This window comes from Kitasatospora sp. Ki12 (genome assembly GCF_054601375.1).
Genome location: NZ_BAAIHT010000001.1, coordinates 1,372,074 through 1,387,544, shown reverse-complemented (window position 1 = coordinate 1,387,544; position 15,471 = coordinate 1,372,074). Strand labels below are relative to the sequence as shown.

Sequence of the window (15,471 nt, the reverse complement as noted above, 5' to 3'; positions counted from 1 at the left end):
CCGAGATGTCGTCCGACCAGTCCGACCGTACGGACCGGCCCGAGCGGGCCGACCGGCCGTCGGTCCTCGGCCCGGCCGCCGGCTTCGGCGTGACCTTCAAGGCCATGTTCAAGAAGCGGCTCACCGAGCAGTACCCGGAGCAGAAGAAGCCCACCGCTCCGCGCTTCCACGGCCGCCACCAGCTGAACCGGCACCCGGACGGCCTGGAGAAGTGCGTCGGCTGCGAGCTGTGCGCGTGGGCGTGCCCGGCCGACGCGATCTACGTGGAGGGCGCGGACAACCGGGACGAGGAGCGCTACTCCCCGGGTGAGCGCTACGGCGCGGTCTACCAGATCAACTACGCCCGCTGCATCCTGTGCGGGCTGTGCATCGAGGCCTGCCCGACCCGGGCGCTGACCATGACCAACGAGTACGAGCTGGCCGACTCCTCCCGGCGGGACCTGATCTTCACCAAGGAGCAGCTGCTGGTGGGCCTCACCGAGGGCATGGTCGACACCCCGCACGAGATCTTCCCGGGCGCCGACGAGGGCGCGTACTACCGGGGCGAGATCACGGCGGCGGCGCCGGGGACGGTCGAGCAGGAGCGCACCGACCGGGAGAAGGAGGTGCGGCCGTGACCGGACAACTCGCGGCGGCGGCCGTGACGACGGATCTCGCGGCCGCGACCGGACGGCTCGCGGCCGCGGCCGGGGCGACCTCCACCGGTGAGGCGGTCCAGTTCTGGGTGCTCGCGGTGATCGCGGTCGGCGGCGCGCTCGGCATGCTGCTGATGCGGAAGGCGGTGCACAGCGCGCTCTGCCTGGCGGCCACCATGATGGCGCTGGCGGTCTGTTACATGGCCCAGGGCGCGGTGTTCCTGGGTGTGGTGCAGATCGTGGTCTACACCGGCGCGATCATGATGCTCTTCCTGTTCGTGGTGATGCTGGTCGGCGTCACCAGCGAGGACTCCCTGAAGGAGCAGTTGAAGGGCCAGCGGTTCGCCGCGGTGCTGTGCGGACTGGGCTTCGGCGTGCTGCTGGTCGCCGGGATCGCCAACGCGAAGCTGGACCACTTCACCGGGCTGTCCGAGGCGAACGCCGAGGGCAACGTGCCGGGCCTGGCACGGCTGATCTTCACCCGGTACGTGTGGGCCTTCGAGGTCACCGGCGCGCTGCTGATCACCGCGGCGATCGGTGCGATGGTGCTGACCCACCGCGAGCACGTGAAGCCGCCGAAGACCCAGCGCGAGCTGGCGGCGCAGCGCGTCAAGGACAACATCCAGCTGCCGCCGCTGCCGGCGCCGGGCGTGTACGCGCGGCACAACGCGGTGGACGTTCCCGGCCTGCTGCCGGACGGCACGATCGCCGAGGACTCGGTGATGGCGACGCTGCGCGAGCGCGGCCAGATCCGGGACGTCAGCCAGGCGATGCTGCGGCGGATGGCGGAGCTGGAGAACAGCACGGCGGACTGGCTGGGCCGTCCGTCCTCGGAGCGGCCGGAGGTGGCCGGTCCGCGCAAGTCCCTGGAGCCGGTGCCGGCGAACGGCAAGGCCGGCGCGGCCGGCAAGGACGGCGCGACCGGCGAGGAGGGCGACGAGTGAACCCGGTCAACTACCTCTACCTGTCGGCACTGTTGTTCACCATCGGGGCGTCCGGGGTGCTGATCCGGCGCAACGCGATCGTGCTGTTCATGTGCGTGGAGCTGATGCTGAACGCCTCGAACCTGGCGCTGGTGACGTTCTCGCGGATGCACGGCACCCTGGACGGCCAGATCATCGCCTTCTTCACGATGGTGGTCGCGGCGGCCGAGGTCGTGGTCGGCCTCGCCATCATCGTCTCCATCTTCCGGACCAGGCACTCCGCTTCGGTCGACGACAGCAACCTGATGAAGCTGTAGGCGGAGGACCTTCGGTGAACTCTCTCATTCCGCTGCTGGTGGCGGCTCCACTGGCCGGCGCTGCCCTGCTGCTGCTCGGCGGCCGGGCACTGGACCGGTTCGGCCACTGGCTGGCCACCGCCTTCGCGGCGCTCTCGTTCGGCTTCGGCCTGGCGCTCTTCTCGGACATGCTCGGCCGCGGCGCCGAGCACCGGGCGGTCACCCAGCACCTGTTCAGCTGGGTCCCGGTGAACGGCTTCCAGGCCGACATGACCTTCCGGCTCGACCAGCTGTCGATGACCTTCGTCCTGCTGATCTCCGGCGTCGGCACGCTGATCCACCTCTACTCGGTCGGCTACATGGCGCACGACGAGCGCCGCCGCCGCTTCTTCGCGTACCTGAACCTGTTCCTGGCCGCCATGCTGCTGCTGGTGGTCGCCGACAACTACCTGCTGCTGTACTTCGGTTGGGAGGGCGTGGGCCTGGCCTCGTACCTGCTGATCGGCTTCTGGCAGCACAAGCCGAGCGCGGCGACGGCGGCGAAGAAGGCCTTCCTCGTCAACCGGGTCGGCGACATGGGCCTGTCCATCGCGATCATGCTGATGTTCACCGAGTTCGGCTCCTTCGCCTTCGGCCCGGTCCTCGGTTCGGAAGGCGCGGTCGGCGCCGCCCACCAGGCGAGCGAGGGCAAGCTGACGGCGATCGGCCTGATGCTGCTGCTGGCGGCCTGCGGCAAGTCGGCGCAGGTGCCGCTGCAGTCCTGGCTCGGGGACGCCATGGAGGGCCCGACCCCGGTGTCGGCGCTGATCCACGCGGCCACCATGGTGACCGCCGGCGTCTACCTGATCACCCGCTCCTCGGCGATCTTCGACCTGGCCCCGGACGCGCAGACCGCCGTGGTGGTGGTCGGCGCGGTCACGCTGCTGTTCGGTGCGATCGTCGGTTGCGCCAAGGACGACATCAAGAAGGCGCTGGCCGGCTCGACCATGTCGCAGATCGGCTACATGGTGCTGGCGGCCGGGCTCGGCCCGATCGGCTACGCCTTCGCGATCATGCACCTGGTGACCCACGGCTTCTTCAAGGCCGGGCTGTTCCTCGGCGCCGGGTCGGTCATGCACGGCATGGACGACGAGGTGAACATGCGTCACTACGGCGGCCTGCGCAAGTACATGCCGGTCACCTTCGTCACCTTCGGCCTCGGCTACCTGGCGATCATCGGCTTCCCGGGCCTGTCCGGGTTCTTCTCCAAGGACAAGATCATCGAGGCGGCCTTCGCCAAGGGCGGCACCGAGGGCTGGATCCTCGGCCTCTGCGCCCTGGTCGGCGCCGCCGTCACCGCGTTCTACATGACCCGGGTGATGGTGCTGACCTTCTTCGGCGAGAAGCGCTGGCAGCCGGACGAGGACGGCAACGCCCCGCACCCGCACGAGTCGCCGAAGACCATGACGATCCCGATGGTCCTGCTGGCCTTCGGCTCGGTCTTCGCGGGCGGACTCTTCGCCTTCAACGACTCCTTCCTGAAGTGGCTGGAGCCGGTCACCGGGCACGAGGAGGGCAACTCCCCGCTCGCCCCGCTGACCGTCACCCTGCTGACCACGGCCTGCATGCTGGCCGGCGTCGCCCTCGCGTACCTGATGTACGGGCGCTCGCCGGTCCCGGTGGTGCCGCCGGTCGGCTCCCCGCTCACCCGGGCCGCCCGCCGCGACCTGCTGCAGGACGACTTCAACCACGCGGTGCTGGTGCGGCCGGGCTCGGCGCTCACCGCGACGCTGGTCTTCTTCGACAGCCGCGGCCTGGACGGCTTCGTCAACGGCCTGGCCGCCGCGATCGGGGGCCTGTCCGGACGGCTGCGGCGGGTCCAGAACGGCTTCGTCCGCTCGTACGCGCTCTCCATGTTCGGCGGCACGCTGGTGCTGGTCGCCACGACTCTCCTGATGAGGTCCGTCTGATGACTCGTCCTGATACCCGTTGGGGGGTGAGCGCATGAGTGCGCTGCTGAGTGCCACCTGTGCCGTCCCGGCGGCCGGCGCGGTGCTGACCGCCGCGCTGCCGGCCGGGACGACCGGGGCCCGGCGCCGGACCACCAAGCTCGTCGCCCTCGGCGTCTCGGCCCTGACCCTGGTGCTGGCCGCCGTGGCGGCGATCCGCTTCGACCCGCACGGCGACCGCTACCAGCTGACCGAGTCGTACAGCTGGATCCGCTCCTTCGGCATCACCTTCTCGCTCGGCGTGGACGGCATCGGTGCCGTCCTCGCCCTGCTCACCGCCGTCCTGGTGCCGATGGTGATGCTCGCCTCCTGGCACGACGCCGACCCGGACCCGACCCCGGACGCGGCCCCGGCCCCGGCCCCGGTCGGGACCGACGGCCCGGTCGACCCCGGCACCATCGAGCGGCGTCGGCGGACCCAGGGCTTCTTCGCCCTGATCCTGGCGGTGGAGGCGATGGTGGTCGTCTCCTTCTACGCCACCGACGTCTTCGTGTTCTACGTGTTCTTCGAAGCCATGCTGATCCCGATGTACTTCCTGATCGGCGGCTTCGGCGACCGGGCCGGCGGCCCCGAGTCGGCGCGCCAGCGCTCCTACGCGGCCGTGAAGTTCCTGCTCTACAACCTGCTCGGCGGCCTGGTGATGCTGGCCGCCGTGATCGGCCTGTACGTGATCGCGCAGGAGCAGGGCTTCGGCACCTTCGACCTGCGGACGCTCACCTCGGCGATCGCCGACGGGAGGCTGCAGCTGTCCGGCACCGCCGAGAAGGCCCTGTTCCTGGGCTTCTTCTTCGCCTTCGCGGTGAAGGCCCCGCTGTGGCCGCTGCACACCTGGCTGCCGAACGCGATGGGCGAGGCCACCGCCGGCACCGCGGTGCTGATCACCGCCGTGGTGGACAAGGTCGGCACCTTCGCGATGCTGCGGTTCTGCCTCGGGCTGTTCCCGCACGCCTCGAAGACCTTCGCCCCGGCGATCCTGGTCCTCTCGCTGATCGGGATCGTCTACGGCGCGCTGCTGGCGGTCGGCCAGAAGGACATCAAGCGGCTGGTCGCCTACGCCTCGATCTCGCACTTCGGCTTCATCATCATGGGCATCTTCGCCCTGACCAGCCAGGGCCAGAGCGGCGCGACCCTCTACATGGTCAACCACGGCCTCTCCACCGCCGCGTGGATGCTGGTGGCCGGCTTCCTGATCTCCCGTCGCGGCTCGCGGCTGATCGCCGACTACGGCGGTGTGCAGAAGGTCGCCCCGGTGCTCGCCGGGACCTTCCTGATCGGCAGCCTGGCCACCCTGTCGCTGCCCGGCCTGGCCCCGTTCGTCAGCGAGTTCCTGGTGCTGGTGGGCACCTTCGCCCGCTACCCGGCGATCGGGATCGTCGCCACCTTCGGCATCGTGCTGGCCGCGCTGTACGCCCTGCTGCTGTACCAGCGCACCATGACCGGCCCGGTGAAGGAGGGCGTGCGCGCGATGCCCGACCTCAAGGCCCGCGAGCTCGCCGTGGTCGCCCCGCTGGTGGCGCTGACCGTCCTGCTCGGCGTCTACCCCAAGCCGCTCACCGACCTGGTCAACCCCTCGGTGAACGCGACGCTCTCGCAGGTCCACGAGACCGACCCGGCGCCGGCCCACCCGGTCGCCGCCACCCCAGGAGGTGAGCAGAAGTGAACGCCACCGCAGTGCTCGCCGCCGCCGGCGGCAACACCCCCAGCATCCCGGCGCCGCACATCGAGTACGGCCGGCTCTCGCCGATGCTCGTGGTGTTCGGCGTCGCCGTGGCCGGCATCCTGGTGGAGGCCTTCGTGCCCCGCCGGTACCGGCACTGGACGCAGGTGACGCTCGCCCTGGCCGGGCTGATCGGCGCGTTCGTCGCCGTGGTGGTGCTGGCCGTGCAGAGCCACGGCTTCACCCGGATCGACCTGCTGGCCATGGAGTCGGTGGCGCTGGACGGCCCGGCGCTGTTCCTGCAGGGCGTGATCCTGCTGGCCTCGGTGGTCGCGGTGCTCACCTACGCCGAGCGGAAGCTGGAGCCCAAGGCCGGCGGCCTGCCCGCCGACGCCTTCGCCGCCCAGGCCGCCGCCACCCCCGGCGGCGAGCAGGAGCGGGCCGCGGTCCGGGCCGGCTTCGCCACCACCGAGGTCTTCCCGCTCACCATGTTCGCGGTCGGCGGCATGCTGCTGTTCCCCGCCGCCAACGACCTGCTGACCATGTTCGTGGCGCTGGAGGTCTTCTCCCTGCCGCTGTACCTGCTGTGCGCCCTGGCGCGCCGCCGCCGGCTGCTCTCCCAGGAGGCGGCGGTCAAGTACTTCCTGCTCGGCGCCTTCGCGTCGGCGTTCTTCCTGTTCGGCACCGCGCTGCTGTACGGCTACGCGGGCAGCGTGAAGCTCGGCGACATCGGGGACGTCATCTCCGGCAAGGCGATGACCACCCCCGCGCAGCTGGCCAGTACCCGGAGCGACGTGCTGGTGCTCACCGGCCTGGCGATGCTGGCGGTCGGCCTGCTGTTCAAGGTCGCCGCGGTGCCCTTCCACTCCTGGACCCCGGACGTCTACCAGGGCGCGCCGACCCCGGTGACCGGCTTCATGGCGGCGGCCACCAAGGTCGCGGCCTTCGGGGCCTTCCTGCGGCTGTTCTACGTGGCCTTCCCCGGCCTGCGGCTGGACTGGCGGCCGGTGATGTGGGGGGTGGCGATCCTCACCATGGTGGTGGGCGCGGTCCTCGCGGTGACCCAGCAGGACGTGAAGCGGCTGCTGGCGTACTCCTCGGTCGCGCACGCCGGGTTCATCCTGACCGGGGTGATCGCCGTCAACAAGCAGGGGATCTCCTCGGTGTTGTTCTACCTGCTGGCGTACTCCTTCGTGACGCTCGGCGCGTTCGCCGTGGTCACCCTGGTGCGCGACTCCAAGGGCGAGGCGACCCACCTGTCCAGCTGGGCCGGGCTCGGCCGGCGTTCGCCGCTGGTGGCGGCGGTGTTCGCGCTGTTCCTGCTGGCCTTCGCCGGGATTCCGCTGACCTCCGGCTTCACCGGGAAGTTCGCGGTCTTCCAGGCCGCGGCGAGCGGCGGCGCCACCCCGCTGGTGATCGTCGGTGTGCTGAGCTCGGCGGTGGCCGCCTTCTTCTACATCCGGGTCATCGTGCTGATGTTCTTCTCGGACCCGCAGCCGGGCGGCCCCACGGTGGCGATCCCGAGCGCCTTCACGGCGACCGCGATCGGGGTGGGGGTGCTGGTCACGCTGGGTCTCGGCCTGCTGCCGCAGTACTTCCTCGACCTGGCGTCGAAGGCCTCGCTGTTCGTGCGCTGACCCCGCGTCCCCACCGTTCCCCACCGTTCCCGACCAGGGCCCCGTCCGGGCCGCGCCCCGTCCGCGCGGCCCGGACGGGTCTTTGTCGGTGACCGGGGCCGGAACGCGCCGGCGGGTCTCCCGCCTTTATCTTCCAGCCGGATTCGCGCCCACCGCGGTACGGCCCGGACAGCCGCCCTGACCAGGGCCTCCGGCCCGATCATGACAGGATCCGCACGCCCGTGCAGTGATCCACTCGCGACCGGATACCCTGCCTGTATGGCCAGCGGCGGCACTCAGGGACCAGGCCGCTAGATCGACCAGGGACAGAGGAGTGGTCTTCGTGACCGTCGTGGAACCCTTCGGGCTCAGCGTGCAGGACCGCGACCTGACCCGGGACGTCCAGGCCGGACTGGACGCGGTGGAGGCGGCGCTCGGCGAGGCCGTCAAGAGCGACGTCCCCTTCATCACCGTCACCGCCAGTCACCTCCTCGAGGCCGGCGGCAAGCGCTTCCGTCCGCTGCTCCTGCTGCTGGCCGCGCAGTTCGGCGACCCGGGTGCGCCCGGCGTGGTGCCGGCCGCGGTGGTCGTCGAGCTGACCCACCTGGCCACGCTGTACCACGACGACGTCATGGACGAGGCCCCGGTGCGCCGCGGTGCCCCGAGCGCCAACTCCCGCTGGGACAACTCGGTCGCCATCCTCACCGGCGACTTCCTGTTCTCCCGCGCCTCCCAGGTGCTGGCCGACCTCGGCCCGGAGGCCGTGCGGATGCAGGCCGAGGCCTTCGAGCGGCTGGTCACCGGCCAGATCCTGGAGACCAAGGGCCCGGGCCCGGAGATGGACCCGCTGCTGCACTACCTGGACGTGCTGGAGGGGAAGACCGGCTCGCTGATCGCCGTCTCCTGCCGGATAGGAGCGCTGATGGCCGGCGCCGAGCCCGAGCTGGTGGACACCCTCGGCGAGTTCGGCGAGCGGATCGGCATCGCCTTCCAGCTGGCCGACGACGTGCTCGACATCGCCAGCGACGGCCACGAGTCCGGCAAGACCCCCGGCACCGACCTGCGCGAGGGCGTGCCGACCCTGCCCACCCTGCTGCTGCAGCAGATGCCCGCCGACCCGGCGGACCCGGACGACGTCCGACTGCGCGAACTGCTCACCCAGGACCTCGCGGACGACGAGCTGCACGCCGAGGCGCTGCGCCTGCTGCGGGCCCACCCCGCGCTGGAGCGCGCCCGCGCGGAGACCCTGCGCCGGGCCGAGGAGGCCCGGGCGCTGCTCGCCCCGCTGCCGGAGTGCCCGGCGAAGTCGGCCCTGGTGGGGCTCTGCGACGCGGTGGCCATCCGCACCATGTGACCGGTGCCGGGCCCGGTCGACCCGGGCCCGGTCGGTCTGTGCCGCGCCCGTCGTCCATGCCGCGTCCGAACCCGCTTCCGCGCCCGTCCTCCCGCCCGCGCTCCCCGGCCGAACTCCCGGGCGCCGTCGGAGAAACCGGCGGACGGGGCGGGACCGGCCCCCGCGATGGGGGAGACTGACTCACGTCAGCTCCACCCGAGCCGGGAAGGTCGCCATGCGTCGCGTCGTCATCGCCGAGGACTCCGTACTGCTGCGGGAGGGGCTGACCAGGCTGCTCACCGATCGCGGCCTGGAGGTCGTCGCCGGCGTCGGGGACGGTGAGGCCCTGGTGAAGACCATCCACGACCTGGCCGCCGCCGACGCGCTGCCCGACGTCGTGGTCTCCGACGTGCGGATGCCCCCCTCGCACACCGACGAGGGCCTGCGCGCCTGCGTCGAGCTGCGCGGCCGCTACCCGCAGCTGAACGTGCTGGTGCTGTCACAGTTCGTGGAGGAACGTTACGCCTCGGAGCTGTTGGCCGGATCCACCCGGGGCGTCGGCTACCTGCTGAAGGACCGGGTCGCCGAGGTGCGCGAGTTCGCCGACGCCGTGGTGCGGGTCGCCGAGGGCGGCACCGCGCTGGACCCGGAGGTGGTGCAGCAGCTGCTCAGCCGCAGCCGCAAGGGCGATGTTCTGGCCAATCTCACGCCGCGCGAGCGCGAAGTGCTCGCACTGATGGCCGAGGGCCGCACCAACGCCGCCGTGGCCAAGCAGCTGGTGGTCTCCGACGGTGCGGTGGAGAAGCACGTCAGCAACATCTTCCTCAAGTTGGGCCTGGCCCAGAGCCCGGAGGACCACCGCCGGGTGCTGGCCGTGCTGACGTACCTCAGGTCATAAGGTCCCGGCGGGCGCCCGGCGGGCGCCCCGGCCGCCGCCGGGGGAGCCGGAACAGCTGTCGGAACGACTGCCGGAACGGCCGCCGGATTCGGAATGATCTCCGGCGGTCGGACGTTCTTCCCCATGTGCGGTACGGGCGCGGGCCGGTGATTTCCCGCCGCACGCGGGAGTTCCGTCCGGTCTCGACTCCACCCGCATAGGATGCGTGAGGTGCACCAGGCGGACGGGGCACGGGGCCGCGCCCGCGGGTGGTGTGCCCTAGGAGGTCCGCGGCAGTGACCAGTCAGGTCGATCAGTCAGAGGCAGTGGACGGCTCGGACGGCGACGAGGCCCGTGCCGGGAGCGGTGACGGGCGCCCCGGCCCGGCCGTGCCCGCCGGACCGCCCGCCCCGGGCGGGCCGGCACCCGGGGGCACCAAGCCGATCCGCAGACTCGACCGGGTCATCATCCGTTTCGCCGGCGACTCCGGTGACGGAATGCAGCTCACCGGTGACCGGTTCACCTCGGAGACGGCGTCCTTCGGCAACGACCTCTCCACGCTGCCGAACTTCCCGGCCGAGATCCGCGCCCCCGCCGGCACCCTGCCGGGCGTCTCGTCCTTCCAGTTGCACTTCGCCGACCACGACATCCTGACCCCGGGCGACGCCCCGAACGTGCTGGTCGCGATGAACCCGGCCGCGCTGAAGGCGAACCTGCCGGACCTGCCGCGCGGCGCGGAGATCATCGTCAACACCGACGAGTTCACCAAGCGCGCGCTGGCGAAGGTCGGTTACCCGGCGGACCCGCTCACCGACGGCTCGCTGGACGGCTTCCACCTGCACAAGGTGCCGCTGACCACGCTGACCCTGGAGGCGCTCAAGGACAGCGGCCTGGCGCGCAAGGACGCCGAGCGGGCGAAGAACATGTTCGCCCTGGGCCTGCTGTCCTGGATGTACCACCGGCCCACGCACGGCACCGAGTCCTTCCTGCGCGCCAAGTTCGCGAAGAAGCCGCAGATCGCCGAGGCCAACGTGCTCGCCTTCCGGGCGGGCTGGAACTTCGGCGAGACCACCGAGACCTTCGCGGTCTCCTATGAGGTGCCGCCGGCCAAGCTCCCGGCCGGGCGCTACCGCAACATCTCCGGCAACCTCGCCCTGTCCTACGGGCTGATCGCCGCCGGGCAGCGCTCCGGACTGCCGCTGTACCTGGGCTCGTACCCGATCACCCCGGCCTCGGACATCCTGCACGAGCTGAGCAGGCACAAGAACTTCGGGGTGCGCACCTTCCAGGCGGAGGACGAGATCGCCGGCATCGGTGCCGCGCTCGGTGCCGCCTTCGGCGGGGCGCTCGGGGTCACCACCACCTCCGGGCCCGGTGTGGCGCTCAAGAGCGAGACGATCGGCCTGGCGGTCTCGCTCGAACTGCCGCTGCTGGTCGTGGACATCCAACGCGGCGGCCCCTCCACCGGCCTGCCGACCAAGACCGAGCAGGCGGACCTGCTGCAGGCGATGTTCGGCCGCAACGGCGAGGCGCCGGTGCCGATCGTCGCCCCGGCCACGCCCGCGGAGTGCTTCGACGCGGCGCTGGAGGCGGCCCGGATCGCCGTCACCTACCGGACCCCGGTCTTCCTGCTCTCCGACGGCTACCTGGCCAACGGCTCGGAGCCCTGGCGGATCCCCGAGGTCGACGAACTGCCCGAGATCGACCCGCAGTTCGCGACCGGCCCGAACCGCGAGGACGGCGCCTTCTGGCCGTACCTGCGCGATCCCCGGACACTGGCGCGGCCCTGGGCGCTGCCCGGCACGCCCGGCCTGGAGCACCGGATCGGCGGCATCGAGAAGCAGGACGGCACCGGGAACATCTCCTACGACCCGGCCAACCACGACTTCATGGTCCGCACCCGGCAGGCCAAGATCGACGGCATCACCGTGAAGCCGGTCGAGGTGGACGATCCGACCGGCGACGCCCGGGTGCTGGTCCTCGGCTGGGGCTCGACCTACGGGCCGATCACCGCCGCGGTGCGCCGGGTGCGCGCGGACGGCGGCGAGGTCGCCCAGGCGCACCTGCGCAACCTCAACCCCTTCCCGGCCAACCTGGGTGCCGTGCTCCGGAGTTACGAGAAGGTCATCGTGCCCGAGATGAACCTCGGGCAGCTCGCCCTGCTGCTGCGGGCGAAGTACCTGGTGGACGCCGAGTCCTACAACCAGGTGCGCGGACTGCCGTTCAAGGCGGCCCAGTTGGCGGACGTGCTGTGGGCCGCGATCGGCACCCTGGACGAGGAGGACCACCGATGAGTGATCACCGCTTCCCTTCGCTGCGGCTGGTGCCCAAGGACGAAGCCCCGCAGAGCGCACGGGACTTCAAGACCGACCAGGAGGTCCGGTGGTGCCCCGGCTGCGGGGACTACGCCATCCTGGCGGCGGTGCAGTCCTTCATGCCCGAGCTCGGCATCAAGCGCGAGAACACGGTGTTCGTCTCGGGCATCGGCTGCTCCTCCCGCTTCCCGTACTACATGAACACCTACGGGGTGCACTCGATCCACGGGAGGGCGCCGGCGATCGCGACCGGCCTGGCCACCGCGCGGCAGGATCTGAGCGTCTGGGTGGTGACGGGTGACGGCGACGCGCTGTCGATCGGTGGCAACCACCTGATCCACGCCCTGCGGCGGAACGTCAATCTGAAGATCCTGCTGTTCAACAACCGGATCTACGGCCTCACCAAGGGCCAGTACTCGCCCACCAGCGAGCTCGGCAAGATCACCAAGTCCACCCCGATGGGCTCGCTGGACGCGCCCTTCAACCCGCTGTCGCTGGCGATCGGCGCCGAGGCCACCTTCGTCGCGCGCACCATCGACTCCGACCGCCAGCACCTGCAGTCGGTGCTGCGGGCGGCGGCCGAGCACGAGGGCACGGCCCTGGTGGAGATCTACCAGAACTGCAACATCTTCAACGACGGCGCCTTCGAGGTGCTCAAGGACGCCGGCACCCGGGAGGAGGCGCTGATCCGACTGGAGCACGGGCGAGCCATCCGCTTCGGGGCGGAGGGCGCCAACGGCGTCTTCCGGGGGGCGGACGGCGAGCTGTTCACCGCGCCGGTCACGGCGGCCAACGAGGCCGAGGTGCTGGTCCACGACGCGCACGCGGCCGGCCCGGCCACCGCCTTCGCGCTCTCCCGGATCGCCGACGCGGACACCCTGCACCACACGCCGATCGGCGTGCTGCGCAGCGTCGAACGGCCCGTCTACGACGAACTGATGGCGAGCCAGCTGGCCACCGCCGCCGCCCACCGCGGCCCGGGCGACCTGGCCGGGCTGCTGGCGGGCAACGACACCTGGACGGTGGACTGACCGCTCCGCCCGCGCACACGGCAGGCGCCCCTCGTCCCGGCCGGGACGAGGGGCGCCTGCCGTTGCGGCCACTGACTACTGACTACTGGCTACTGCTGCTCGGCCCACTCGACCAGTTCGATCACGACCCCGTTCGGGTCGGCGACCTGGAACAGCTTCTCGCCCCACGGCTCCTCGCGCAGCGGCAGGGTGATCGTGACCCCCTCCTCGCGCAGCCGGCGCTCCTCGGCGGCGATGTCCTGGACGACGAACGCCAGGATCACGCCGTCCGCGGTCCGGTGGCGCTGCTCCTCCGGCAGGACCTCCAGGCCGCGCCGCAGGTAGACGACGTTGACGCCGCCGCCGGGGTGCTTGAGCGAGACGAAGCCGTCGGCCGACATCTCCTCCGCGTAGCCGAAGTGCTGTTGAAGGAAGGCGGCGGAGGGGCTGACGTCCTCGACGGTCAGGGAGACGGCGGTGGTGGTGATCTGCAAAGCGAGAACCCTCTCGTCGGCATCCGGGTGTCCCGGGGCATCCGCACGATTACCCCGTACGCAGTACACTATACATAGTACGGAGAATCGCGCCAGGGGAATGCGCCGCCCGGGGAATGCGCGAAGGGAGGCTCCCGGCGCGGGAGCCTCCCTCAGGCGGTCGGAGCGGGGCGGGTCAGTAGACGCAGGGGATGCCGCCGTCGGACTGGGCGTCGACGCCGGGGCCCTGCATCGGCAGGTTGGCGACCGGGTCGGACGGGGCGCCGCCCGGAGCGGCGGGCTTGTCGGCGTCGACCCCGGTGAAGCCGGTGCCGAGGGTCACGACCACGCGGTCCGCGCCGACGGAGGCGGACTCGGTGGCGGTCACGCCGTAGCGGGCGGCGATCTGCTCGGCGGCGTCCTTGGCGCCCTTGCCGTAGACGACGGTGGTGGTCTTCGGCCGGCTGCTCGCGGAGCCGGTCCGGCCCTCCTTGAACCCCATCGCGACCAGGGCCTTGGACTCGGCGGTGGAGGAGACCCCGGCGGCCGAGGAGGCGTTGAGGACGTCCACCGTGACGGCCTTGGCGGCGGTCGGGGTGGGGGTGGGCGTCGGGGTCGGGGCGGGTTCGGCGGACGGGGCGCCCGCCGGGGCCGGTGCGGGGGCGGCGTCGGCGTAGCCGAACAGCTGCTTGACCACCTTCTGGACCTTCGCCGGGGTCACCAGGTTGACGTCCTGGCCGTTCTTGGTGCCGAAGCCGTCGAAGGTCAGCGTGTTGAACTCGACGTTGCCGCCGGTCAGCGCCGGGGCCTGCTGGGCGAAGTCGAGGATGTTCCACTCGTTGTCGATGACGAGGTCCTTCTGGATGACGCCCATCAGCTCCTGCATCTTGCCGAGGTCGCCGACGATCCCCTTCTGCTTCAGGTTGTGCACGACCGCGGAGATGAAGGCCTGCTGCCGGTGGGTGCGGGCGAAGTCGCCGGAGTTGCCGTCGGGGCCGTCGAGGTTGTGGCGCTGGCGGACGAAGGAGAGCGCCTGGGAGGCGTTGAGGGTGTTGATGCCCTTCTTGAAGTCGGCGCCGGAGCCCTGGCCCTCCATGGCCGGGTCCTTGGTGTCGTGGGTGAGGCAGACCTGGATCGGCTCGACCGCCTTGGCGATGTCGTAGAAGCCCATCAGGTTGACCTCGGCGATGTGGTCGATCGGCTGGTCGAGGAACTTCTGGACGGTGCGGATGGTGGCCGCCCGGCCTATGTCGCGGCCCGCCTTCTCCAGATCGGCGCCCTTGAGGCCCTTGGCCCGCAGGCCCGGATCGGCCTTGTCCTTGGCCGCGCCGTAGGCCTCCTTGATCTTGGCCATGCCCAGCTGGGAGCCGTCGGCGTTGTAGGTCATGACGTAGTCGTCGCGGGGTATGGAGACGGCCTGCACCTTGCCGCCGTTCGCCGGGATGTGCAGCAGGATCAGCGAGTTGGTGTTGTAGCCGCCGATGTCGGAGCTGTGGCCGGCGTGCAGCTCGTCCTGGACGAACTGCGGGGGCAGGTCCGAACCGTCCATGTTCTTGCGGCTGTCCAGGCCGATCAGCAGCAGGTTGACCGAGTTGTCGAGGTGCTTGGGGGCGTCCTTCTTCGTCTCGGCGATGACGTTGGACGTGGTCATCCCGTCGGTGAGCTGCTTGTACTCGTACCAGACCACCCCGCTGGCGGCGAACACCGCCAGCCCGACGGTGCAGGCCGTCACCCGGCCCGCGATCAGCAGCGGGGAGGCGCGGCGAGGCTCCGCGCCCCGGCGGGCGGCCGCCCGGCCGCCCTGCCCGGTGGCGGCGGGTGCGCCCTGCCCGTCGTGCTCGGCGTTGTCAGCCACGCTGCCTCCTCCGGTGCCGGACCAGCCGGACCACGATCACCAGGAGCGCCGCCGCGGCGGCCTCCGCCATCACGGGAAAGCCGTGCACCACCCACTTCGCGCCGCCGGTGGCCAGGGCCTTGCCCTGGTAGCGGTCGCGGTGGGCCGCCAGCTCGACGGCGGCGGTCGCGCCCAGGACGACCAGCGGCGAGGTGGCGAGCACCCACCACCAGCCGTTGCGGCTGCTGAGCGCCGCCGCCAGGCCGGTCCCGAGCACCGCGCAGACGGCGAAGGCCAGGCCCATGCCGGGGCCGGAGACCTCGTCGACCGCGGCGCCGGCCAGCGGCAGCCCGAGGGCCAGGGCCACGGGTGCCGCGGCTCCGCCGGGAAGGGGGCGCGCCGGGCCCGCGGCGGGCCCGCCCGCCGCCGCCCGCCGTCGTGAACCCTGTTCGGACGGCCGTCCTCGCTGTCCTGCCACGCGCACTCACCCCCGGTGTTCCCGTGATCCGTGTTC

Annotated in this window: 13 protein-coding genes; 10 read left to right on the top strand and 3 right to left on the bottom strand. The window is 71.4% G+C overall.

Features of this window, described 5'->3' with window-relative positions:
• Positions 1-5 precede the first annotated feature (5 nt).
• The 10 genes from nuoI (at position 6) to ACYP53_RS05855 (ending at position 12,671) form a co-directional block, all read left to right on the top strand.
• Entirely contained in the window at positions 6-617 is a 612-nt protein-coding gene (gene nuoI, locus ACYP53_RS05900; protein ID WP_189920069.1) for an NADH-quinone oxidoreductase subunit NuoI, read from the top strand.
• 23 nt (positions 618-640) lie between these two features.
• Positions 641-1,579 carry an NADH-quinone oxidoreductase subunit J gene (locus ACYP53_RS05895; RefSeq protein WP_459647956.1) on the top strand — a complete coding sequence of 313 codons (939 nt, stop codon included), beginning with the start codon at positions 641-643 and terminating at the stop codon, positions 1,577-1,579.
• A complete protein-coding gene (gene nuoK / locus ACYP53_RS05890) occupies positions 1,576-1,875 on the top strand; it encodes an NADH-quinone oxidoreductase subunit NuoK (protein WP_030235394.1) in 300 nt (99 codons plus the stop codon). The genes ACYP53_RS05895 and nuoK overlap by 4 nt, the downstream gene beginning before the upstream one ends.
• 14 nt (positions 1,876-1,889) lie before the next feature.
• Positions 1,890-3,803, top strand: a complete 1,914-nt coding sequence (nuoL, locus tag ACYP53_RS05885) for an NADH-quinone oxidoreductase subunit L (protein WP_459646808.1) — start codon at positions 1,890-1,892, stop codon at positions 3,801-3,803.
• Positions 3,804-3,837: 34 nt separating this feature from the next.
• A complete protein-coding gene (locus ACYP53_RS05880) occupies positions 3,838-5,502 on the top strand; it encodes an NADH-quinone oxidoreductase subunit M (protein WP_459646807.1) in 1,665 nt (554 codons plus the stop codon).
• Positions 5,499-7,136 (top strand): NADH-quinone oxidoreductase subunit NuoN, encoded by a 1,638-nt coding sequence (gene nuoN, locus ACYP53_RS05875; protein WP_189920075.1) that lies wholly within the window; start codon positions 5,499-5,501, stop codon positions 7,134-7,136. Before ACYP53_RS05880 ends, nuoN begins: the two co-directional genes overlap by 4 nt.
• Positions 7,137-7,458: 322 nt before the next feature.
• On the top strand, positions 7,459-8,469 hold the full coding sequence (locus ACYP53_RS05870) for a polyprenyl synthetase family protein (RefSeq protein WP_459646806.1): 1,011 nt from the start codon (positions 7,459-7,461) through the stop codon (positions 8,467-8,469).
• Positions 8,470-8,683: 214 nt separating this feature from the next.
• On the top strand, positions 8,684-9,346 hold the full coding sequence (locus ACYP53_RS05865) for a response regulator (protein ID WP_459646805.1): 663 nt from the start codon (positions 8,684-8,686) through the stop codon (positions 9,344-9,346).
• A 368-nt stretch (positions 9,347-9,714) separates the two neighbouring features.
• Complete coding sequence (locus ACYP53_RS05860) at positions 9,715-11,619, top strand: 2-oxoacid:acceptor oxidoreductase subunit alpha (protein ID WP_229928873.1); 1,905 nt, start codon at positions 9,715-9,717, stop codon at positions 11,617-11,619.
• Complete coding sequence (locus tag ACYP53_RS05855) at positions 11,616-12,671, top strand: 2-oxoacid:ferredoxin oxidoreductase subunit beta (RefSeq protein ID WP_189920083.1); 1,056 nt, start codon at positions 11,616-11,618, stop codon at positions 12,669-12,671. Before ACYP53_RS05860 ends, ACYP53_RS05855 begins: the two co-directional genes overlap by 4 nt.
• An 89-nt stretch (positions 12,672-12,760) precedes the next feature.
• On the opposite strand, the gene ACYP53_RS05850 is transcribed toward ACYP53_RS05855, so the two are convergent.
• The 3 genes from ACYP53_RS05850 to ACYP53_RS05840 all read right to left on the bottom strand — a co-directional run bounded on the left by ACYP53_RS05850 (position 12,761) and on the right by ACYP53_RS05840 (position 15,324).
• On the bottom strand, positions 12,761-13,144 hold the full coding sequence (locus ACYP53_RS05850) for a VOC family protein (RefSeq protein ID WP_189920086.1): 384 nt from the start codon (positions 13,142-13,144) through the stop codon (positions 12,761-12,763).
• Between the two features lie 175 nt (positions 13,145-13,319).
• Positions 13,320-14,978 carry an LCP family protein gene (locus ACYP53_RS05845; protein ID WP_189920089.1) on the bottom strand — a complete coding sequence of 553 codons (1,659 nt, stop codon included), beginning with the start codon at positions 14,976-14,978 and terminating at the stop codon, positions 13,320-13,322.
• The gene (locus tag ACYP53_RS05840) at positions 14,971-15,324 is read right to left on the bottom strand and encodes a DUF6542 domain-containing protein (protein ID WP_189920091.1); all 354 of its coding nucleotides are present in this window, start codon (positions 15,322-15,324) and stop codon (positions 14,971-14,973) included. Before ACYP53_RS05840 ends, ACYP53_RS05845 begins: the two co-directional genes overlap by 8 nt.
• Positions 15,325-15,471 lie beyond the last annotated feature (147 nt).